This window comes from Type-D symbiont of Plautia stali, from assembly GCF_001485335.1.
Classification (GTDB): Bacteria; Pseudomonadota; Gammaproteobacteria; order Enterobacterales; family Enterobacteriaceae; genus Pantoea; species Pantoea vagans_C.
This window is the reverse complement of sequence record NZ_BBOC01000002.1, coordinates 93,013-113,112: the sequence shown is the minus strand read 5'-3', so window position 1 is coordinate 113,112 and position 20,100 is coordinate 93,013. Positions and strand designations below refer to the sequence as shown.

At 50.7% G+C, this 20,100-nt stretch carries 20 protein-coding genes, 1 tRNA gene and 1 pseudogene; 7 read left to right on the top strand and 15 right to left on the bottom strand.

Going from position 1 to position 20,100, the window contains the following annotated elements:
- Positions 1-2: 2 nt before the first annotated feature.
- From PSSD_RS01260 to PSSD_RS01245, 4 genes are all read right to left on the bottom strand, one after another.
- Entirely contained in the window at positions 3-1,493 is a 1,491-nt protein-coding gene (locus tag PSSD_RS01260; RefSeq protein WP_058968863.1) for an SrfA family protein, read from the bottom strand.
- Positions 1,494-1,542: 49 nt separating this feature from the next.
- Positions 1,543-2,682, bottom strand: a complete 1,140-nt coding sequence (locus PSSD_RS01255) for a tellurite resistance domain protein (RefSeq protein ID WP_058968860.1) — start codon at positions 2,680-2,682, stop codon at positions 1,543-1,545.
- Positions 2,683-2,767: 85 nt separating this feature from the next.
- Complete coding sequence (locus tag PSSD_RS01250) at positions 2,768-3,250, bottom strand: hypothetical protein (RefSeq protein ID WP_058968858.1); 483 nt, start codon at positions 3,248-3,250, stop codon at positions 2,768-2,770.
- A gap of 91 nt (positions 3,251-3,341) precedes the next feature.
- The gene (locus PSSD_RS01245; protein WP_058968856.1) at positions 3,342-4,082 is read right to left on the bottom strand and encodes a hypothetical protein; all 741 of its coding nucleotides are present in this window, start codon (positions 4,080-4,082) and stop codon (positions 3,342-3,344) included.
- An 849-nt stretch (positions 4,083-4,931) separates the two neighbouring features.
- Here PSSD_RS01245 and PSSD_RS01240 point away from each other — a divergent pair.
- A complete protein-coding gene (locus PSSD_RS01240; protein WP_058968944.1) occupies positions 4,932-5,636 on the top strand; it encodes an MgtC/SapB family protein in 705 nt (234 codons plus the stop codon).
- Between the two features lie 284 nt (positions 5,637-5,920).
- On the opposite strand, the gene PSSD_RS01235 is transcribed toward PSSD_RS01240, so the two are convergent.
- Positions 5,921-6,631 carry a hypothetical protein gene (locus tag PSSD_RS01235; RefSeq protein ID WP_058968853.1) on the bottom strand — a complete coding sequence of 237 codons (711 nt, stop codon included), beginning with the start codon at positions 6,629-6,631 and terminating at the stop codon, positions 5,921-5,923.
- Positions 6,632-6,699: 68 nt separating this feature from the next.
- Between PSSD_RS01235 and PSSD_RS27310 the strand changes: the two genes are divergently transcribed.
- Entirely contained in the window at positions 6,700-6,951 is a 252-nt protein-coding gene (locus tag PSSD_RS27310; RefSeq protein WP_064511434.1) for a hypothetical protein, read from the top strand.
- A 271-nt stretch (positions 6,952-7,222) separates the two neighbouring features.
- Here PSSD_RS27310 and PSSD_RS27685 read toward each other — a convergent pair whose 3' ends face one another.
- The 6 genes and pseudogenes from PSSD_RS27685 to PSSD_RS01210 form a co-directional block, all read right to left on the bottom strand.
- Entirely contained in the window at positions 7,223-7,381 is a 159-nt protein-coding gene (locus PSSD_RS27685; protein ID WP_167347648.1) for a hypothetical protein, read from the bottom strand.
- Positions 7,382-7,718: 337 nt separating this feature from the next.
- On the bottom strand, positions 7,719-8,198 hold the full coding sequence (locus PSSD_RS01225; RefSeq protein WP_058968847.1) for an Hcp family type VI secretion system effector: 480 nt from the start codon (positions 8,196-8,198) through the stop codon (positions 7,719-7,721).
- 212 nt (positions 8,199-8,410) lie between these two features.
- The gene (locus PSSD_RS01220; RefSeq protein WP_058968844.1) at positions 8,411-9,085 is read right to left on the bottom strand and encodes a hypothetical protein; all 675 of its coding nucleotides are present in this window, start codon (positions 9,083-9,085) and stop codon (positions 8,411-8,413) included.
- A gap of 670 nt (positions 9,086-9,755) precedes the next feature.
- Positions 9,756-9,943 (bottom strand): annotated as a pseudogene (locus PSSD_RS28035) (nuclease); the annotation flags it as partial.
- Positions 9,944-10,072: 129 nt separating this feature from the next.
- Positions 10,073-10,148, bottom strand: a tRNA-Ile gene (locus tag PSSD_RS01215).
- Positions 10,149-10,349: 201 nt separating this feature from the next.
- Complete coding sequence (locus tag PSSD_RS01210) at positions 10,350-11,132, bottom strand: SDR family NAD(P)-dependent oxidoreductase (protein ID WP_058968841.1); 783 nt, start codon at positions 11,130-11,132, stop codon at positions 10,350-10,352.
- Between the two features lie 135 nt (positions 11,133-11,267).
- Between PSSD_RS01210 and PSSD_RS01205 the strand changes: the two genes are divergently transcribed.
- From PSSD_RS01205 to PSSD_RS01195, 3 genes are all read left to right on the top strand, one after another.
- Positions 11,268-11,855 carry a TetR/AcrR family transcriptional regulator gene (locus PSSD_RS01205; protein WP_058968837.1) on the top strand — a complete coding sequence of 196 codons (588 nt, stop codon included), beginning with the start codon at positions 11,268-11,270 and terminating at the stop codon, positions 11,853-11,855.
- Positions 11,852-12,367: a G/U mismatch-specific DNA glycosylase gene (gene mug / locus PSSD_RS01200; protein ID WP_058968834.1), complete on the top strand. Its 516-nt coding sequence runs from the start codon at positions 11,852-11,854 to the stop codon at positions 12,365-12,367. Before PSSD_RS01205 ends, mug begins: the two co-directional genes overlap by 4 nt.
- 84 nt (positions 12,368-12,451) lie before the next feature.
- The gene (locus PSSD_RS01195) at positions 12,452-13,213 is read left to right on the top strand and encodes a substrate-binding domain-containing protein (protein ID WP_064511433.1); all 762 of its coding nucleotides are present in this window, start codon (positions 12,452-12,454) and stop codon (positions 13,211-13,213) included.
- A gap of 48 nt (positions 13,214-13,261) precedes the next feature.
- On the opposite strand, the gene rpoD is transcribed toward PSSD_RS01195, so the two are convergent.
- The 3 genes from rpoD to rpsU form a co-directional block, all read right to left on the bottom strand.
- Positions 13,262-15,106, bottom strand: a complete 1,845-nt coding sequence (gene rpoD, locus PSSD_RS01190) for an RNA polymerase sigma factor RpoD (protein ID WP_039328543.1) — start codon at positions 15,104-15,106, stop codon at positions 13,262-13,264.
- A 356-nt stretch (positions 15,107-15,462) separates the two neighbouring features.
- Positions 15,463-17,208 carry a DNA primase gene (dnaG, locus tag PSSD_RS01185; RefSeq protein ID WP_058968830.1) on the bottom strand — a complete coding sequence of 582 codons (1,746 nt, stop codon included), beginning with the start codon at positions 17,206-17,208 and terminating at the stop codon, positions 15,463-15,465.
- Between the two features lie 118 nt (positions 17,209-17,326).
- Positions 17,327-17,542: a 30S ribosomal protein S21 gene (gene rpsU / locus PSSD_RS01180; protein WP_001144069.1), complete on the bottom strand. Its 216-nt coding sequence runs from the start codon at positions 17,540-17,542 to the stop codon at positions 17,327-17,329.
- Between the two features lie 279 nt (positions 17,543-17,821).
- Here rpsU and tsaD point away from each other — a divergent pair, with 279 nt between their 5' ends.
- Positions 17,822-18,835, top strand: coding sequence for a tRNA (adenosine(37)-N6)-threonylcarbamoyltransferase complex transferase subunit TsaD (tsaD, locus tag PSSD_RS01175; protein ID WP_039328546.1), 1,014 nt, complete (start codon positions 17,822-17,824; stop codon positions 18,833-18,835).
- Between the two features lie 29 nt (positions 18,836-18,864).
- Here tsaD and plsY read toward each other — a convergent pair whose 3' ends face one another.
- Positions 18,865-19,464: a glycerol-3-phosphate 1-O-acyltransferase PlsY gene (gene plsY, locus PSSD_RS01170; protein WP_039328547.1), complete on the bottom strand. Its 600-nt coding sequence runs from the start codon at positions 19,462-19,464 to the stop codon at positions 18,865-18,867.
- 107 nt (positions 19,465-19,571) lie between these two features.
- Here plsY and folB point away from each other — a divergent pair, with 107 nt between their 5' ends.
- Positions 19,572-19,931: a bifunctional dihydroneopterin aldolase/7,8-dihydroneopterin epimerase gene (gene folB / locus PSSD_RS01165; protein WP_034828354.1), complete on the top strand. Its 360-nt coding sequence runs from the start codon at positions 19,572-19,574 to the stop codon at positions 19,929-19,931.
- The last annotated feature ends 169 nt before the right edge of the window (positions 19,932-20,100 follow it).

The window sequence follows — 20,100 nt, the reverse complement described above, 5'->3', positions numbered from 1 at the left end:
GTTTAAGAATGGGGTTGCAGCATACGGATGGGGAACGTTTTATCCCCGTCATTGCTACCGACACAATCGGTGTGGCCAGAAGCGGGAGATTTGCACGCTATGGTCGGGCCGATAAAGTTTGAGTCATCGCTACATTTCATCTGCTCAGGATTGGTAATGCTGAGCGCGCCTTTTTGCACACTCCCTGCCGCTGCGCCGGTGCAGATTACGCCATTGGACTGACGAACACTGACGGTCCCCTTGCCTTGGTCAAAGTTGTATTGCAACTGCAGAGGTTTACCGGTGAATTTATCCTGGATGCCTCCGTTAACCCGCCATTGCCCATTAAGAAACTGCGCGGGGCCATCAGGTAACGCGGCAGGAAGCGTCAGTGGATCACCCTGCACGGCCTTGACCGGCGGAGCCGCTACTGCTGGGTTCTGCGGTTCACTGTTGGGTGCCTCTGGTACGGTGGCGGGCACAGTATCCGCTGCAGGTTCCGTTGCGGGCAGGGCAGGGTTAACAGGCGCTTCTGGCTGCGCGTTGGCGCCAGCGGTGTCAGTCGCCGCCGGTCCTTCTTCAATCTGCGAGCCCGTACTGTCCAGAGCCGGAGGTGTTTCAGCAGAACCTGCGGCGGGAGCCCTGTTGGCAGGGTCTACTTCACCGGTTTTAACCGGGGTATTAACGGCTGTAGCGGCAGAAGGATTGACCGCCACCGCCGGGCTATTCCCTGCATCGTTGACGGTTAGGCTGTGATGACCATCCCCCGATAATTTAGGCAAACCTGGAAGTGAAAGTGACGGAACACAGCCACGCAGCAATCCCAGAATCAGCGCGAGTGAGAGTAAAGCGACTAACAGCCAGAGTAACCAACGCCAGCTCCATCTCCTGCGCTGGGTGTGTGTCACCGTTTCAATGGTATGAGTCGGCGTGGATAGCGGCTGAGCCAAAGGTTGAGTGACGGGGTGGGTGACAGGAGCCACCTGCGTGTGCACAGACGCTGGCACTGAGCCGGGTTGCAACCAATGCATCGGGTTGCGCTGCTCGCCAGTGGGGTGAACAAAACCCCAGAACGTGATCACCAATGTCCCATTCACTAAATAGAGGAACTCATTATCTGGAAAGCTAACAGCTGATGTTAATAACTGCGCAAATACCTGCCGGTCACCGCCCGCATTGCTGCTTTCGGTATTCAACATCTTTTCGCTTAAAGCTTGCACTGACATCTGGAATTCGGTGAATTGCTGACGGGCTGAGGCACGCTCACTTTCCGTCGCTCCGCTCCAGGGAATCACATCGCCAGCAAAACTGCTGTACCAGTCCGTACGATCGCCACCTTGTTCATTTTGCGGAATGGCAAGATGACGGGCTAAATCACGGCCTGCATCAAGGCGATAGATGGCCTCACGCAATTGAAAGGCCATTTTGAATACGGGATAACCGGTTTCACCCAGCGCTTTAAACGAAGAGTTGTTCCCGGTGCGTAACAGTGGTCCCTGAATCGAATTTCGCATTGTCTAAACCTTTTAGGGCTGCTAATTAACGTGAGTCATTGGGCGGTGATTAATTTTTGCTGGCACCCGGCGTCCATTCAAAATTCCAGCCGTAATGCTTAGCCAATGACTTACGATCGGGGAAGAAGCTGTTGAGCCGCTCGACATGGAGGTCACCGTCAACGTTCTTTAATCGTGCAATTGCCGCTACTTCTTGACGTTCATCACCATTCACTAACGTTGAGGTGATTGGCGGCTGGTCTGGAACAGACAGGGTGATGGTGGCATTGAGTCCCTGCCAGTTATTCGCGCCGCCATAGATGAAGCTGTAAATCAGCACTTCATCAATCTCCTGCCATTGACTGCCGTTGATGAAGAGCCATTCCCCATCTTTATTGCCGCCGTCGCGTAGATCTGCTTGCAATAACATGAACGGGGGCTTGTCGTAGTCACCAAGGAATTTACTGAGTGCTTCTACGCCACCGTTTTTGCCATTTTTCAATCGAACGAAAGCGGCGACATCCAGGTCTACCGGCTGTTTATTTGGGCCCTGTTGCCAGGTTAAATTGACTTTGATTTGGCCAAAATCCTTGGTTTTGGCCAGATTAACGCTGGGGTTTTCCTGCGTTAATTGGGTCTTTTTCGGCGGGGTGTCGGTCACCGCAGCAGGTATTTCGCGTTGCGTGGGCAGACTGGCTGGTACGCGGTTGTGATACCACCACCATGCCACAGCCAGTAATAGCAATAACAGCAGCAAGAGCAGCCATGGCAGTAATCTCCGCCCTTGTGCGGCCGGTGTTATCTCTGCGGGTGTGTGCTGGACTGGAATAGCCCAATTGATTAATACCGGTTCCCCGCCAACGCCATAGCACGCCAAAGTCTGGGAATGGGTGAGCAACGTTTGCAGTGCTTGCGCTGGCTTTGTTTCTCCACGCGCGGCAAGTTGTTCAATCAAGCTGGCAACCGTATCTTGATACTGCTGACGCTTGAACTGAATCTGGGTTTGTTCAGCATCGCTCAGCGCTGACAGCGGCGTGGCAAGACCCTGGCGTGCTGTCCACCATTCCAGATTCCCTTCTGCGCTGCGACGCGCTGTTGCATACAACAGTGCGAGAGCAGGGGGAAGATAACGGTGGATAAGGGCAACCGTTTCTTCGTAGTTGGTGAGCGTTGCCTCATCAATTGGCGCTGATCTTGTTAATCGTTGCATGGCCCAGATTCATTTTTGGTTTTATTAGCTGTAAACGCTGATTGGCTATGTGGCGAGCGCAGAATCCCGCCACCTCAGAAACGGTTTATTGAATTGAGTTAGCCTGCTCCAGCACTTTAATCCTGTCTTTGGCGGCAGCGATTTTCTTCTCAATATCGGCAACGTCGTTGGCACTGCTAGCTTGTTGCGACTGTTTCTGGAGCTGTTCCAGTTGCGTAATTTCTTGCTGGCGCTGCTGATTATTGAATTTGCCCGATTTAAGCTTTTTCAGGGTCTGCGCCAGATCAGAACGTGCTGCTTTTAATCGCGTTTGTTCATCTGCCAGTTTCTGACTGGATGCTTGTTCCCTGATTTCGGTATCTGCCAGATTTTGTTGAGCAATTTTATTGTCACGCTGGCTTTGCAGCACATGGCGTTCTTGATCGTCGACTTTTTGTCTGTAGCCACCAGAGGTGGTGCAACTCAATTTGGTGAGAAAGCTGGGGTCTTGAGCATGCAAATCACAGTCTTGGGGAGAGGTGGCGCATCCGGCCAGGAGCAGTGAAGCAAGTAAAACGTAACGTCTCATGAAGGCATCCATGTATTCATAAAGCTGAACAGAATGTTGTATGCAGCTAAGATGTTAAAACAGGGCCGATAATAGTATCGGCCCGTCATTATTAACCCAGTGAAATAGCCTGGCGTTGGCTGTATAAACCATCCGTCTCAGATTCCAGTACGGTAATCTGATTATTGAGATCGTTATATTCAGTCTTAAGTTTGGCCAGCTGAGCTTTGTCATTCGCATTGTTGGTGGTTTGGCCACCGATTGCGACTTTATAACCGTCGCTTTTTTCTTTCATGACTTTAATTTTGTCTTTCATCACGCTGACGTTGGCGTCAACCTGGGCCAGTTCTTTTTTAGCACTGGCTTTATCAAACCCAGCCTTGTCTTTCTGGATGCTAATTTGGGTTAATGTTGCACTGTTATCATGGATGACTGCCTTCATGGCTGCGGTGGTTTTCGCAATATCGGCCGTATCTTTGTTGATGTCTTTATCCATTGCCTGCAAGCGATCGGCAGTGGTGGCGTAATCTTTTTTCAGATTATCCAGGTAGTAGTTTGCCGCTACACCGGCAGCGCATCCTGCAGCACCGCCCACAGCAGCACCCACCAGGGCTTTTTTACCATTTCCTGCCAGGGCACCGGTCAAAGCACCTAACCCTGCGCCCGCCAAGGCTCCCATACCACAACCCTGCGCGGCTGAACTGCTAAATAATTGGGATTGTTCACCGCTGGTCAGTCGTGGATCAGGTTTGGTACCTGACAAGAGAGAGCTCCCGGTATTGGCACAACCACCTAACAGCAGGGTGAGAGAAACAAGGAGACAGGTTGTACTGCGTTTAAACGTATTCGCCATTATTTTATCCTTAAAATATCGAATGGAGCAGAGCGAAGTCAGTGTGCTGTCCATCGACACTATTGCTGTTATTAATTTTAACGTTAGGACTGGTTATTGCTTCCCAGCATAAATCTTAATAAAAAACCACTACCATAAATCGCAGCAGGTTGTTGAACCTGTTCCTGCTTTAAATCATCAAATCGATGTGGAAACCACGGGTTTTAACGAGTCTTAATAGACATCGGCAGACTGAATCAAATATTTAGTGCGAAAGAGTGAAATTTATGGCTTTGGAACAAGAAATCACCTGACCGGATCGCTGATCATCGCATAAGCGCAATTTCTGTGGCTAAATCTGTAAAAAGTTAAATGCCATATCCATTATTCCGCGCCTTAAGCTATCCGATTGACACTAATAAATACATGACAAAATCATTAATGTTTCTTAACTCTAGTGGGGGTTCATCCCCTTGAAAGGTGTGGAATCTATCTTGCCACTGGATCAGCTTCATAAAGGGGAGGCCAGCTCAGCGCGCTGGGTGCCGCTGGCGCTATTGCATAAACCATTAATCAATAAAAGCGCAACTGGGTAGCATTCCACCAGTATGAGGGATACAATCCCGGCGAATTTTTACCCATGAGGATAAAAGCCTTGGACACCTGTCCCGAACGATTACAAAAGGTCCCTGCGGTAAGATAGCCCTCTACGCTGTCTTAACCGTGCGTTAAGACGGTGGATTTCCTTCCTGAATCTCCCCCTCTTTGTTGGCGTGATGCTGCTGAATTTCAGCGGTAATGGCACCGGCTGTAATCCATTTATTACCCCCTGATGTTCCGCCAGCCTGAAGCGGCGGAGTGAGGTTTATGATGGATTGGAAAATCTTTTTACTGCGCGTCACTGTCGCGCTGGTTCTGGGCGCGCTGATTGGCAGCGAACGCCAGCTTCGCCAACGTATGACCGGTTTGCGCACTAATGCGCTGGTCAGCACTGGCGCGTGTTTATTTGTATTGATGACGCAAAGCGTACCCGGCATCGCCACCGATGCCTCACGCGTGGCGGCCTATGTGGTCTCCGGTATCGGCTTTCTTGGCGGCGGCGTAATCATGCGTGATGGGCTCAACGTACGCGGACTGAATACCGCCGCAACCCTGTGGTGCACCGCCGCCGTGGGCGTGTTGTGCAGCATGGGATTGCTACTGGAAGCGGCAATCGGCTGCATGGTGATCCTCTGTGCCAACATTCTGCTGCGCGATTTGGCGCAAGGGATCAATCGCCAAAGCCTGGTGCCTGCTGAAGAGGTGGTACAGCACTACAAAGTGCAGATCATCTGTCTGGCGCAGGATGAAGTGCAGGTGCGCAGCCTGATGCTGCACAGCCTCGGCGGCAGCGGTTTGCGTCTGCAATCACTGCACAGCGAGGATATGGATCCGCCACATCGCATGGAGGTGAACGCGGAAGTATTGGGGAAACCGAGCATGACAGATCAGCTGGAAAATCTGGTGGGTAGGATCAGTCTGGAGAAGGGCGTGAGTTCGGTGCGGTGGCAGGTTTGTGGGATGGAAGGGGAGTGATGGGTTGCGATACGATTTCGTTTCCTCTCCTCTAGGTGTGGGGGAAGCTCTATCATTGATGACTTGGTTCGGAAGTTAAAATCGAGTGCTGACAGATGGTATTGAAAATATTCAATACCATCTGTTGTATTTGATGTATATGAAGGAAACAAAGATCACCCAAGATAGACTCAGAAACGCAGCATAATTTGGAATGAATCGTATGAATATGTAGATGCCTGCCACAATGGCTGCGAGGGGGATAAGATAGATAAATGACTGAATTAACCACAAAAGTGCTCTCTTCATCTTTTCAAAATCTCGTATAAAGCACCTGCAATTTTCTCTTCATTGTTATCACCTGATTTCACCTGATAGATGATTTCAGACATTTGTGGTGCAATGAGAAAGTAAAGCATTTCAATATTTTCTCTTGATAGGGCTTGATAGTATGCAGGATCTTGAAATTTTAATTGATTGGCTGCTGAGGCAGCTGTCTGTGCCTTGGCGTAAAGCGTAGCGCCATTAACAAACCATGTGGAAAATGAGTTAACGAGCTTGATATGCTTATTCTTAAAATCGGCGCTACCGAGCACCAAATTGGCAATCGTGAGTGATAGGGCCAATTTGCTGGATTTAGTTGAAGCGTGTTCTGCTGCTATCCCTAACATTTTTTGGATATGAGAGACGAGATTATTGCTTTTTTGGTCACCAAGCTTTGTGAAGGTCTTACGAAAATATATTTCGACCATATCTAATGCTACGTCTTTCCTTTTATAGATCTCACCTAACGCTAGAACTAACCTTTTGTCCTCTCTCCAGGTATCACGGCATGAGCTACGATAATATTCATTAGGGACAAAGCAGGATCCATAGTTGGTGAGCCGCTGAGCACCCATCTTGAACATATCTACAGTGGATAGCTGATCGGCATAGATCTGGTTTAATGAGTGAGTTAATGCTACCGCTAGCTGCTTATTGGACTGCATCTTCAGCTGTAAATAGGTCTGTGACATACCTTCGCTCCATGATGTATCCTTTACTCAATTTTTGATCATGTTCATTAGTAAGGGCAAGAAAGAAGATGAAAAAGGCCAAAAAAACCTTAATTTATGCATTGGTTGTTATTATTTATATTCTAATTATACCGGAGATCATTCTTCGTTCCTTTACTTCTGAACAGCTTGCTCTTCTGAGTGATTTCACTAGCTTAGGAGGTATAGTCAATCCTCTGCTTTCGCTGCTTGTATGTTTTGTCATTTTCTCTGTTGTGTTGGCAATCATTACGCTCTATGGGATAAGAAGATTTATATTAGGGGTGGATAATCCTGGGTAAAAATAAATTTTTTCATGCATTCTCTGATGTAATAGTAGGTTATTTTATTTATTCTTAGTAAATAAAATAACGGCATGTTATTGGGTTGTTCGATAAAAAAGCAGGAGCAGTTTGGTCAATATGATATGTTGGTAGCACGTTACGATGGATAGCTCACACCAGTGAGGAGGGAACTATCAGTTGATGAATGGGTAAAGACCCTTAAGAACTGAATATTTGGATACATAGCTGTGAACCGCTATTCGAGTGGGTGATGATGATATTTACCGAATTAGCGAGCTAAACCGATAGCTTTTGCCTTAACTTTGTACTGCTCAAGATTTTGCTCAATTCTCTGTACAGCTTCACCCGTTTCAATAGCCGTTGAACTAGCTACAGAGCGGTAGATTTTTTGTTTGGTGATTTTAGCGCTGGTGGCTCGACTTTGCATTATTTTATTCTCGCTGTGCTTAACGTGATTTTTATGGGCCGAGAGTGAGCTTACTTGATAGCTTATCAGAAGATGTTTGTCGAAAGATATCCCACCTTCGCGTGACTGCCGGGAAATGTAATTGGGCAAAGATATTACTAACATCGAGGGGTATTAATCAACGGGGAGCAGGTCACCCTGCGTGTTAGGGCGCATCTCGGCATAGGCATTGCCGAACATCAGAAAATCTAAGGTGAATTCGCTGAACTCCTGGTGACTCATGAGCGGGCGACCACGCCAACGTCAAGCTTGTTTCTGACGTCGCGCGGCTGAACAACGCTAGGTGATGGCTATTATATTAAGCGATCATTCGCTCGTTCCAACCATCTTTAAACTGAATATTCCCCTCAACATACTTCCATGTGATTGTTTCATAACGGATCTCGATATTTTCCATATGTGTACTTGCTATGCCTGAGGGAACCAGGGATGGGGTAATACTGGTGATTTTTACGTTTTCCAGCACAATGTTAAAGTATTCTATTTCGATTCCGGATTCGTTAATTCTGTACATTTTTATTGTTGCTGATTTAAGCGTTCTTCCTTGGCAAAGATCGCGAAATAATAAAGGTGTTGTCTGATCAAATTCTTTCTGGAACACAATCGGTGCGTGGAGTCGAGTTGCGGTTAGTCTTCCAGTATTCCTATCAGTTGGAATTGTGATGTTATGCGTTAGAGTGCGAATTTCTATTGAGCCAAGTCGCGTGGGTATCAGGCATCCACCAACGATAGGTGAACCGTTTTCATCTTTTAGCCATAAATGAGCTGGAGTTGACATAATTAAGTTCCTTTTATTTTTAACGAGGGCGGTTAAACCAGATAACAAACGCAAAGGTCAGAATTATAAAAATACCTGTTGCCTGTAGTGCGTAGGTGCGGAAGTACGTTACTGCAATAACTCCGAATGCAAGAATAAAAATAAGCGGGATGTAGCCCCAAAAAAATATGATGCCTGAGTTTTTAACCATTTCTTGAAAAAATTCCGCATGCCTACTTCACCATATTAATTATTGCTTCGGTAATGTCACTATCAAATGCTTGAGCTTTCATAAAAGTAGGCTCGACGAGGAAATACATCATTTCGAGACTTTGCATGTGAAGGGCATTATAATACATCGGTGCTTGCAGCCTAAGTCGTTCAGCACTATCAGCAGCTTGTTGTACTATGCCATACAGCCCAAGCCCGGTAGCCGTCAGTGCAGCGGCCTTACCTGTCCAGGCGACGATGGATGAGTTAAAGCCTATGCCAAGGCAGACAGTGGTTGTTATTCCAATGACAAAAGCCTGGTTGTTTAGTGTGCTGGCGGAGATGATCACGCCTGCTTTTAATAAACCAGAATTGATTGCTGCAAGTTGTTCGCGTGTTTTGAATCTGAAAATCTCTTCAAAATAGATGTGAACCAGTCTGTAGATAATGTCACGCCTTTTGACAACTTCGGCAATGCCATCAAGAAAGCGCAGATCTTCTTCTTTTAGCTTTGCACACACATCTTGATAATTATCGGTGAAGCATGATGTATAGTACATCAAACGTGTTGCACCGTCGCCAATTTTGCTGGCTTGCTGAAGAGCTTGGTCTTTGACGCCTGCCAGGGCTTTTTCAAGCTGTGACGCCATCAACTCGTCGGCTTTAATGCCTGTGAGTATCGAATCACTGTGATACATGCTGTTTCCTTACGTTTAGAAATCATCCCTTTGCGTTATTAATATGTATACATTCTAGTTGTAAGGTCAATTGAGCAGGTTTAGAACCTTTCAAATCTGTGTAGAGGTACACATTCGTTGTATAAGTGACGATACTGAATGTATCCATATGAGCTGGTTTGAGTCGTTTGGGCGAGTATGAAGCGTTTTGTAAAAGGGCTATTTTGGGGAGTTCTGTATGAGATAGCCCACCATTAAGATGGGCTGGGATACTTAGTCTTGGAGCTAGGTTCTAGCTCTTACTTCCTGCATGTTCATTCCGTGATGAAAACGCTGATGCCCACACATCCAGCATGAGCAGAAGCATGGAGTATGGTAAGCCTTGCCGATACTGGCGACTGTCACCCCTTCAGGCCAGCTGTAGGCTGCATTATGATAACGACCGCGCTTAGCTTTGAGCCTTTTCATATGATGGCGACGAAATACTCGATTTCTTGTTTGCATGGGTAATCCCCGAATTAACCGTCGGGGCAACCACACCTTCGTGTGACCGCCGGAACGTGTATTCGGAGTGGAGGATTTTATGCATTGTTAAGATCCTTATTAAAACCCATTCGCCTGAATGCCGGAAAATTTTACTCGTTCGTATTCCAGTATCTGAAGTGATTTTCAATCTTTCAACAGTGTGCCGTCACTTGGGCGTGGTAGGTTTGCAAACGGTATTTTGACTGCCGAAGAACCCGACCTCGTTCCTGGCTTCCTGCTAACTGCGGGTTTCAAGCCATTTCACTTGCACCAATACTATGACTTATCGGGATCGTCCACATTCTGGCGATGCAGTTCGCCATACTTGAGTTCGTCCATAGCGAGTTCTTCACCGGACAATTATGAACAGCTTTGAAAGGCGTGGCGGTAAAAAGCTATCGCCATTTCATCGCCACCGCAAAACACACAAACAAAAAACCACCGTGGAAGGTGGCTTAACTGAATGATTTAAATCACTAAATTTGGTGGCCCCTGCTGGGTTTGAACCAGCGACCAAGCGATTATGAGTCGCCTGCTCTAACCACTGAGCTAAGGGGCCAGCGGAGCGGGGATTATAAAGTATCTCGGATAGGCGATCCAGCGTTCGCCAATCGGTTGGTGAAAATTAGACCAATGCATGAGTCCTTGATCTCCCAACAAAAAATCCTACCCATCACCCACCCCAGCCTAATACATACGCAACCAGCGCAGTTTTTTGCGGCAAGATGCGCCACGCACCTTGCCGCAACAGACGCGCAGGTTACAAATATCGTGACGCGGGCTTGTTCAACGAGATAAATGGCAAAATAGCGAAGCGGGCGTTGTCATAGTTTTGCCACAAGCCCATATCTTCTACCGAAGGAATAGTTACTAACTCACCACTCTCCAGTCCGTGTAAGGCTGCGGCGACTAAATCTTCCACTTCCATCAGTTTATCCGCGGGCAGATCGCTGACTGATTTTCCGGAACGTTCAAAAATCTCTGTGCGGGTTAAGCCGGGTAATACCGCCTGAACACGCACACCGCTTTCGGCCAGTTCACGTTGCATGTTACGCGTCAGAGACAGCACGTAAGCTTTGCTGGCGTTATATGCGCCATTGGCACTCTCGTTAACTATGGCCAATACCGACGCGAGATTCACTATCGTTCCGTTGCCACGGCGTTGAAATGCCTGTGCAGCACTGTGTGCCAGCTGTGTCAGAGCAACGATATTCAGTGCCAGCATCGTTTGAATCGGTGCAATTTCACCCTCGACAAACTCGCCTTCAACGGTCATCCCGGCATTATTCACCAGCATCGTAATACGTTCGTTGTCAGCGAAAGTCTGCGCAACGCGCTGCAAATCTTCTGTACGAGTGAGATCCGCTGCCAGCACGCTCACCTCCACGCCATGCGCTTCCCGCAGTGATGCGGCCAGTGCGTCAAGGCGAGCTGCATCGCGCGCCACCAGAATCAGATTGCTACCGCGTGTGGCCAGCTGTTTTGCGTAAGTTGCGCCAATGCCGCTGGACGCGCCGGTGATCAAAGCCAGTTGTTGTGTCATGGTCGGTTCCTGTAAATGATGGTTGTCATATTTGATAGACTTAATATGACGATCATCATATTTAACGTCAAGCTGGAATATGATGATCGTAATAATTACACTGATTGGCATCAACGATGAGCAGGACGATGAACGATGGAAAAGCTGAGCCACAAAGCGCGTACGCGGCAGCGCATACTGGATGAAGCCGCAGTGGTGATGCGTGAATGCGGCACCGAAGGCATTGGCGTGGCGGCACTGATGAAGCGCGCCGGTCTGACCCACGGCGGGTTTTACGCGCACTTTGCCTCGCGTGAAGCGCTGGTTGAAGCGGTGATAGCTGAGATGTTTGCCGATTCGGCGCAGCGTTTCGCGGCCATTACTAGTCTGAAGGATCCAGCGGAGCGTCTGACGCAACTGATCGACAACTATCTCTCTGAACATCATCGCAATACGCCGGGTGAGGGCTGTCCGATGCCGGCGTTGGTCAGTGAGATCGCCCATCTGCCCATCGAGACGCGCACGCTGTTTTCGCAGCGTCGTGATGCCGTGAAGCAACGACTGGCGCAGGCGCTGCGTGAATTAAAGCATCCACAGGCTGATGAAGTGGCAAGTAGCATACTGGCTGAGATGGTCGGTGCCGTGGCGCTGGCACGAGCCTGTCCGGATAACGAGGAAGCCCGCACGATGCTGGCGATCAGTCGTCGTGCGGTGAAACAACGGGCAGGACTTGAGAGCATATGAGTGAACACGATATTCAGGACATCATTGCACCTGATTTACAGGTACTGTTCTGCGGCATTAATCCGGGGAAATCCTCGGCGCATACCGGCTTTCACTTTGCCCATCCGGGCAATCGTTTCTGGAAAGTGATCCATCTGGCGGGATTTACCCGTGAGTTGTTGAAGCCAGAGCAGGAGCAGCGGCTAGTGGAAACCGGCTGTGGCATCACCATGCTGGTTGAACGCCCGACGATTCAGGCCAACGAACTGGCAGGTGATGAGCTGCGTGATGGTGGGGCGCGTCTGCAGGAGAAGATCTTACGCTATCAACCGCACGCACTGGCCGTATTGGGTAAGGATGCGTTCCAGAAAGCATTTCGTCAGCGCAAGGTGGAGTGGGGCGAGCAACCACAGACGTTGGGCGAAACCAGCCTGTGGGTGCTGCCTAATCCCAGCGGTTTGAACCGCGCCTCGCTGGATGAAATGGCGGCGGCCTATCGCCAACTTCATGATTGGTTACAGATTAACGCGTGAGCTGGCTCCACTTAGCGTGGCTCTGTTGTTGTTCAATCTGCTGTTTCTGACTAAACCCAACTCTTTATGGCAAAAAGGAGAGGGATGATGAAACGCATATTCGCGCTGGCGGCGCTCGTGGTGCTGGCGCAACAGGGCGCGCAGGCAGAGACGTTAAAAGTGTTTAGCTCCGGTGGCATGTACCCGGTGATTGAGAGCTTAAAACAGGACTATCAGCAGCAAACCGGCAATACCCTGCAGCTGGAAGCGGCACCGTCGATGGGTGATACGCCGCAGGCAATCCCCAATCGATTAAAACGTAAAGACAATGCCGATGTGCTGGTGATGGTCGATTACGCCATCAAACCGCTGGAGCAGGCGAAATGGGTCGAGGGTAAAAGCCATCAGGTGCTGGCGCACTCCTATATCGCGATGGCGGTGAAGCAGGGCATGACGCCGCCGGATATCAGCACGGTGGCGAAATTCAAACAGGTATTAACTGAAGCCTCCAGCATTGCGGTGTCGGACAGCGCCAGCGGCAAATACATTCAAAGTAAGATGCTGGACAAACTGGCCTTAGGGCCGAAGACGGCGAGCAAAGTGTCGGTGATTCCGGCCACACCGGTAGGCGAGGCGGTGGCGCAGGGCAAAGCGGAGCTGGGCTTCCAGCAGAACAGCGAGCTGCAGGCGGTGAAAGGCATCACCATCGTAGGATTGATCCCGCCTGCGGTGCAGCAGGATACCCTGTACGGCGCGGTGATTACCCGCAGTACGCAGCAACCCAAGGCAGCGGCGCAGTTCGTGAAGTATCTGCAGAGCGACAAAGCGCGCAAAATGATGCAGGAGAAAGGGCTGACGCCGTTTTGAAGGCAATAAAAAACCCCGGCAAGCCGGGGTTTTTCGTCTCAACGAGGATTAATCGTCAAGGAAGCTACGCAGCACTTCAGAGCGGCTTGGGTGACGCAGCTTACGCAGCGCCTTGGCTTCGATCTGACGAATACGCTCACGGGTAACGTCAAACTGTTTGCCAACCTCTTCCAGCGTGTGGTCGGTGTTCATATCGATACCGAAACGCATACGCAGGACTTTCGCTTCACGTGCAGTCAGACCCGCCAACACATCGTGGGTGGCTGACCGCAGGCTCTCTGAGGTCGCAGAATCCAGCGGCAGCTCCAGCGTGGTGTCTTCGATAAAATCGCCCAGATGCGAATCTTCATCATCACCAATCGGCGTCTCCATGGAGATCGGCTCTTTAGCGATTTTCAGCACCTTACGGATTTTATCTTCTGGCATCAGCATACGCTCGGCCAGCTCTTCCGGCGTCGGCTCACGGCCCATCTCTTGCAGCATCTGGCGCGAAATACGGTTGAGCTTGTTGATGGTCTCAATCATATGCACCGGAATACGGATGGTACGCGCCTGGTCAGCGATAGAACGGGTGATAGCCTGACGGATCCACCAGGTCGCATAAGTTGAGAACTTATAACCACGACGGTATTCAAACTTATCAACCGCTTTCATCAGGCCGATGTTACCTTCCTGAATCAGATCGAGGAACTGCAGACCACGGTTGGTGTATTTCTTCGCGATCGAAATAACCAGACGTAAGTTTGCTTCCACCATCTCTTTCTTCGCACGACGCGCTTTCGCTTCGCCGATCGACATACGACGGTTGATGTCTTTAACCTGCTCGATAGTCAGGCCAGTTTCTTCTTCAATCTGCTGCAATTTCTGCAGTGAACGCGTTACGTCGTCTTCAACTTCCAGCAGTTTTTCAGACCACGGCTTATTCATCGCCAGCGCGGCTTTGAACCAGCTTGGGTTGGTTTCATTACCGGTAAACAGGGTGATGAAGTTCTTCTTCGGCATTTTGCACAGTTCAATACACAGTTTCATGATCAGGCGCTCTTGCGTACGCACGCGCTCCATCATCACTCGCATACTGTTCACCAGGTAATCGAATTGCTTCGGCACCAGGCGGAACTGTTTGAACACTTCAGACAGATTATTGATTTCTGCAATGGCATCAGCGTGGCTGCGGCCTTTGGCTTTGATGACAGTACGGGCGGTTTCGTACTGTACGCGCAGGTCGTTGAATTTCTCGCGCGCCAGCTCTGGATCGATAGAGTTATCGTCGTCAGAGCTGTCGTCATCGCCATCTTCGTCTTCGTCTTCGTCGTCATCACGATCTTCTTCAGACAACTCAGAACCCACGTGGGTGGCAGTAGGCGCGATATCTTCTTCGGCATTAGGATCAACAAAGCCGGTAATGATATCAGACAGACGTGCTTCGCCTGCTTCTACGCGATCGTACTGATCGAGCAGATAGTTGATGGCTTCCGGATATTCAGCAACGGAGCACTGTACCTGGTTGATACCGTCTTCGATGCGCTTAGCGATGTCGATTTCGCCTTCGCGCGTCAGCAGTTCAACGGTACCCATTTCACGCATGTACATGCGCACCGGGTCGGTGGTACGGCCAATTTCAGACTCAACGCTGGACAGCACCTGAGCGGCAGCTTCTGCGGCATCTTCGTCAGTATCGGAACTGTTTTCATTCAGCATCAGATCATCGGCATCAGGCGCTTCTTCAACAACCTGAATACCCATGTCGTTAATCATCTGGATGATGTCTTCGATCTGGTCGGAGTCGACGATATCTTCCGGCAGATGGTCATTGACCTCAGCATAGGTCAGATAGCCCTGCTCCTTACCACGGGTGACAAGCAGCTTAAGCTGTGACTGCGGGTTTTGCTCCATAAGACGGTATCCACACTTCTGTTAATTAGATTGGTGTCGGTCGGCAGCGAGCCAACTATAACAGTGAAGGCGTTGTGTTTTTGCCGCTGCCTTCAACGCGGCCAGGGTATTCACCCTTCATATATCGGCACTTAAGCCGCTTGAATTCTGTTCGGGCCTGGCTTACTCGCCATTTCCGTCCCCGGCAGTGCTCGTAATCCTCACGTACTTCAGTACGCTCCGGTTACTGCGCGCTGGCGGTGGCGAAACTGCCTTTGACGCCGACGGCCCTCGTACGGTGCGCTAAAAGCGTAGACCGGACTAACAAACCAAAACGGGGCTTTAACAGCCTTCGGCGTTCTGGTCTGGTATAAATCTTATTTTTTCGCTAATGCCTGGCTTAATGCCCAGAACTCGCGGCGTTCGGCGGCGCTCAGGCCTTCGGTTCGGTCACGCGCGATAAGCGCTTCGAGGCGCTGTTCAAGGGCAGAGTCATAAATGCTCGCCAGTGAATCATGGAAGACGGCTTCCGCTTCATCATCCACTATCATGTGGTTCCAGGTTGCCAGCGTTTCAAGGGGCTGGCTAAATTCTGTCCCGCGATATAACTCTAGTAGCTGTCCGGTCGTCAGGCCAGGATTCTCCGTACAACGACTGACTAACTCCACAAACAGCGGTAAACCCGCCATCTTTGACTGCTCAAGCCCGTCCAGCGTAGGGACGATGGCGGCAAATTGCGGATTCTGCACCAGTAACGCGATCAACACGCGCATGGTGGTGCGCTTCAACGGTGGTGCCGTTGGCGCGGTACCGCTTTCTGCCAGCTTCGGCATCAGCTTGTCTAACTGGTTATCGTCAAGAATGCCGAGTTTATTACCCAACGTTTGACGCATATAAATGCGCAGCGTTTCACCTGGGATCTGGCTAATCAACGGCAGTGCCAGCGTGGCCAGCTTGGTTTTACCATCGCGCGTGCTCAGATCGACCTGCGGCATCAGGCTGTCGAACAAAAACGTGGAGAGCGGCAGTGCCTGCTCCATCCGCGCTTCGAAGGCCTCTTTGCCCTCTTTTCGCACCAGCGTGTCCGGGTCCTCGCCATCAGGCAAAAACATAAAGCGTAGCTGACGACCGTCATTCATGTAAGGCAATGCGGTTTCCAGTGCACGCCATGCGGCTTCGCGCCCGGCACGGTCGCCGTCATAACAACAAATCACTGTGTCGGTCGAACGGAACAGCAACTGAATGTGTTCCGCCGTGGTCGAGGTGCCGAGTGAAGCAACGGCATAATCGATGCCGAATTGCGCCAACGCCACCACGTCCATATAGCCTTCCACCACCAGTAAACGCGCCGGTTGCGGGTGATTTTTTAATGCTTCATACAGGCCATACAACTGACGGCCTTTATGGAAAATCGGGGTTTCAGGGGAGTTGAGATACTTAGGCGTGTCGTTGCCCAGTACGCGTCCACCAAAGCCAATGACGCGCCCACGCTTATCGCGAATCGGGAACATCACGCGATCGCGAAAACGATCGTAAGTCCGGCCTGAATCGTTACTGACCAGCATGCCCGCTTCCATCAAGGATTCGCGGTCTTCTTTTTGCTGACCAAACCGTTTCAGTGCGTTATCCCATCCTGCGGGTGCATAACCAATAGCGAAGTGGTCGATCACTTGCTGGCTGAGACCGCGCGTGGCGAGATAATTTTGTGCAGATGTCGCTTGCGGGTTACGCAGGCTTTGCTGATAGAAACCGTCTAGGCCTTCCAACAGCTGATAAAGGCTTTGACGCTGATGGCGTTCCATTGGGCTAGGGCCGTTGCCCGCTTCATACGGCACTTCTAAGCCGTGTTGCGTAGCCAGCTCCTCAACGCTCTCAACGAAATCCAGACGATCGTGATTCATCAGGAAATCGATGGCGTTCCCTTTGGCGCCACAGCCGAAGCAGTAATAGAACTGCTTCTCACCACTTACGGTGAAAGAGGGGGTTTTCTCGTTATGAAAAGGACAGCACGCGTGATAGTTCTTACCCTGCTTCTTGAGCTTAACGCGGGCATCGATAAGATCCACGATGTCCGTGCGTGCCAGTAAGTCATTGATAAATACGCGTGGAATTCGTCCAGCCATAAGCCCCGGTTTTTCAGCTCATAAACGGCAACAAGCCGCGCTTCCTTTCGGAAAGCACGGCCTCTTACTTGACTCTGTCTGCGTTTAACACGCGGCGGAAGCGAACTTCCGAAAGAAATTAGTACAGACGAGTGCGGCGTGCGTTTTCGCGAGCCAGTTTCTTGGCGTGACGCTTAACAGCTGACGCTTTAGCGCGCTTACGTTCAGTCGTTGGTTTTTCATAAAACTCACGACGACGAACTTCAGCCAGAACGCCTGCTTTTTCGCAAGAACGCTTGAAGCGACGCAGTGCTACGTCGAAAGGCTCGTTTTCACGTACTTTAATTACCGGCATGTAACTCTTACCTCGATAAAATTCGGTTTTGCTGCTGACTGCGGCGCCAGCACTTTTAAAATGGTGCAGCATTTTACTTCAGCCGCGGCTGACTTGTAAAGCACCATGAACAATTTAGAACCAACAGAGACATGTGTCATCGCGGCTGCCGGTTTTTTCAGGCCGTGGAGTATAGCGCACTCTTTGTGCGACAGAAAAATACTTTTTCCTGGCAAACTGCTCCGGCGTGTGATTTGCCTGTGCTACACTGCGCGCCGCAAGAAGAGGGTGATAAAAGCTATGCGAGTTCTGGGTATTGAAACGTCCTGCGATGAAACCGGCATCGCGATCTATGACGATGCGTCCGGTCTTTTGGCGAATCAACTATATAGCCAGGTGAAACTGCACGCCGATTACGGCGGTGTGGTGCCCGAACTGGCATCCCGCGACCACGTGCGTAAAACCGTGCCGCTGATCCAGGCCGCGCTAAAAGAAGCCGGGCTGGCAGCGAAAGACATTGATGCAGTAGCCTATACTGCAGGCCCAGGTCTGGTGGGCGCATTGCTGGTTGGCGCCACCATTGGCCGTGCGCTGGCGTTTGCCTGGAACGTGCCGGCGGTGCCTGTCCATCATATGGAAGGCCATTTGTTAGCGCCGATGCTGGAAGAGAATCCGCCAGAATTCCCGTTTGTCGCGCTGCTGGTTTCCGGCGGTCACACGCAGTTGATTAGCGTTACCGGTGTGGGTGAATACACCTTACTGGGCGAGTCGATTGACGACGCTGCCGGTGAAGCCTTCGATAAAACCGCCAAACTGCTCGGTCTGGATTATCCCGGCGGCCCCATGCTCTCACGCATGGCGCAGCAAGGAACACCGGGCCGTTTTAAGTTCCCGCGCCCGATGACCGATCGCCCAGGGCTGGATTTCAGCTTCTCGGGGCTGAAAACCTTCGCCGCGAACACCATTCGTGAGCATAACAGCGACGAACAGGCTCGCGCAGATATCGCCCGGGCGTTTGAAGATGCGGTGGTGGATACGCTGATGATCAAGTGCAAACGCGCGCTGGAGCAGACCGGGTTTAAACGCCTGGTGATTGCCGGTGGTGTGAGTGCCAACCGTACGCTGCGTGAACGCATGGCCGAGATGATGCAAAAGCGCGGTGGCGAGGTGTTTTATGCCCGTCCGGAATTTTGCACCGATAACGGCGCGATGATTGCCTATGCTGGCATGGTGCGGCTGAAAGGCGGTACGCGTGGTGAACTCGGCGTTACCGTGCGGCCGCGCTGGCCGCTGGCTGAATTGCCCGCCATCTAAAACGAAAAACCGGCATCGCGCCGGTTTTTTTATTTCTTCTTCTTCCGCTTCCAGATCTTATTTTCCTGGCCGCGCCACAGACGCTGGATGTTGTCGTGGTGACGCAACAGTATCAAACAGGACAGCATCGAAACCGGGAAGGTGAACTGCGGTTTGAACCACCAGACGTAGAAAGGGGCAATCAGTGCGCTGACAATCGCGCCAAGTGATGAATAGCCGCTTAACAACACGGTTAAAAGCCAGGTGCCGGTCATCAACCCCGTTAAATCCCAGCCAATTGGGGCGATAGCGCCAAACGCTGTTGCGACGCCTTTTCCACCGCGAAAACGGAAAAATACCGGATAGATATGGCCAAGGCAGGCGGCTATGGCGGTCAGGCCCAGATACATTGGTGTGACGTGCAGCAGGTAGGCAATCCATACCGGCAGCATGCCCTTAGCCACATCAAATATCAGTACTGCGGCAGCAGGGACTTTGCCGCCAATGCGCAAAACGTTGGTGGCTCCAGGGTTGCCGGAACCGGCAGTACGCGGATCGGGTAAACGCGCGAGTTTACAAACCAGTATCGCACTGGAAATCGAACCGCAAAGATACGCGAAAATAATCATACCAAGCGCGATAGCACTCATAGCCTCGTACCGTTCCTTTTGGGTCGTTTTGTTCTCGATAAGCGTGGATAATACGCATAATCCGCCGGAAGTGGTATCCGGCATAGCCAAAAACAGAGACTGACATCATGGATATCGTATTTATAGAACAACTCACCGTGTTCACCACCATTGGCGTTTACGACTGGGAACAGGGCATGCAGCAGAAGCTGGTGCTCGATGTCGAAATGGCGTGGGACAACCGCCGTGCGGCGGTTAGCGACGATGTGAATGACTGTTTGAGCTACGCCGATGTCACGGAAGTGATCCTCAATCATTTGCAGGGCCAGCGCTTTGCCTTAGTGGAACGCGTAGCGGAAGAAATTGCCGATCTGTTGATGAATCGTTTCAAAACCCCCGGCGTGCGTATCAAGGTCGGTAAACCGGGTGCCGTTGCCCAGGCCGCGACCGTTGGCGTGCGTATCGAGCGCGGGACTATTCCTAAATAAACTCTCCGTGATTGCCATCACAATGAAACCAAACCAAATTATGGTGTGTCTCACTTGAGGCCGTTGCGCTAACGGGCGCGAAGTGACCGATTTTCTTAAGGTTTCCTTCAGCGTGGCGCGGGCATAATTTCAGGCGGTAGCACCTTGCGACCGCCTTTTTACTGTTTAA

What these genes read in the sequence shown, in the direction of transcription:
- PSSD_RS01240 (WP_058968944.1), top strand. Translation starts at nt 4,932, where the DNA reads ATGGATTGGAAAATCTTTTTACTGCGCGTCACTGTCGCGCTGGTTCTG.
- dnaG (WP_058968830.1), bottom strand. Translation starts at nt 17,208, where the DNA reads ATGGCTGGACGAATTCCACGCGTATTTATCAATGACTTACTGGCACGC.
- PSSD_RS27685 (WP_167347648.1), bottom strand. Translation starts at nt 7,381, where the DNA reads ATGCAAAGTCGAGCCACCAGCGCTAAAATCACCAAACAAAAAATCTAC.
- mug (WP_058968834.1), top strand. Translation starts at nt 11,852, where the DNA reads ATGAGTGAACACGATATTCAGGACATCATTGCACCTGATTTACAGGTA.
- PSSD_RS01245 (WP_058968856.1), bottom strand. Translation starts at nt 4,082, where the DNA reads ATGGCGAATACGTTTAAACGCAGTACAACCTGTCTCCTTGTTTCTCTC.
- PSSD_RS01225 (WP_058968847.1), bottom strand. Translation starts at nt 8,198, where the DNA reads ATGTCAACTCCAGCTCATTTATGGCTAAAAGATGAAAACGGTTCACCT.
- PSSD_RS01220 (WP_058968844.1), bottom strand. Translation starts at nt 9,085, where the DNA reads ATGTATCACAGTGATTCGATACTCACAGGCATTAAAGCCGACGAGTTG.
- rpsU (WP_001144069.1), bottom strand. Translation starts at nt 17,542, where the DNA reads ATGCCGGTAATTAAAGTACGTGAAAACGAGCCTTTCGACGTAGCACTG.
- PSSD_RS01250 (WP_058968858.1), bottom strand. Translation starts at nt 3,250, where the DNA reads ATGAGACGTTACGTTTTACTTGCTTCACTGCTCCTGGCCGGATGCGCC.
- PSSD_RS01210 (WP_058968841.1), bottom strand. Translation starts at nt 11,132, where the DNA reads ATGACACAACAACTGGCTTTGATCACCGGCGCGTCCAGCGGCATTGGC.
- PSSD_RS01255 (WP_058968860.1), bottom strand. Translation starts at nt 2,682, where the DNA reads ATGCAACGATTAACAAGATCAGCGCCAATTGATGAGGCAACGCTCACC.
- rpoD (WP_039328543.1), bottom strand. Translation starts at nt 15,106, where the DNA reads ATGGAGCAAAACCCGCAGTCACAGCTTAAGCTGCTTGTCACCCGTGGT.
- folB (WP_034828354.1), top strand. Translation starts at nt 19,572, where the DNA reads ATGGATATCGTATTTATAGAACAACTCACCGTGTTCACCACCATTGGC.
- tsaD (WP_039328546.1), top strand. Translation starts at nt 17,822, where the DNA reads ATGCGAGTTCTGGGTATTGAAACGTCCTGCGATGAAACCGGCATCGCG.
- plsY (WP_039328547.1), bottom strand. Translation starts at nt 19,464, where the DNA reads ATGAGTGCTATCGCGCTTGGTATGATTATTTTCGCGTATCTTTGCGGT.
- PSSD_RS01195 (WP_064511433.1), top strand. Translation starts at nt 12,452, where the DNA reads ATGATGAAACGCATATTCGCGCTGGCGGCGCTCGTGGTGCTGGCGCAA.
- PSSD_RS01235 (WP_058968853.1), bottom strand. Translation starts at nt 6,631, where the DNA reads ATGTCACAGACCTATTTACAGCTGAAGATGCAGTCCAATAAGCAGCTA.
- PSSD_RS01205 (WP_058968837.1), top strand. Translation starts at nt 11,268, where the DNA reads ATGGAAAAGCTGAGCCACAAAGCGCGTACGCGGCAGCGCATACTGGAT.
- PSSD_RS27310 (WP_064511434.1), top strand. Translation starts at nt 6,700, where the DNA reads ATGAAAAAGGCCAAAAAAACCTTAATTTATGCATTGGTTGTTATTATT.
- PSSD_RS01260 (WP_058968863.1), bottom strand. Translation starts at nt 1,493, where the DNA reads ATGCGAAATTCGATTCAGGGACCACTGTTACGCACCGGGAACAACTCT.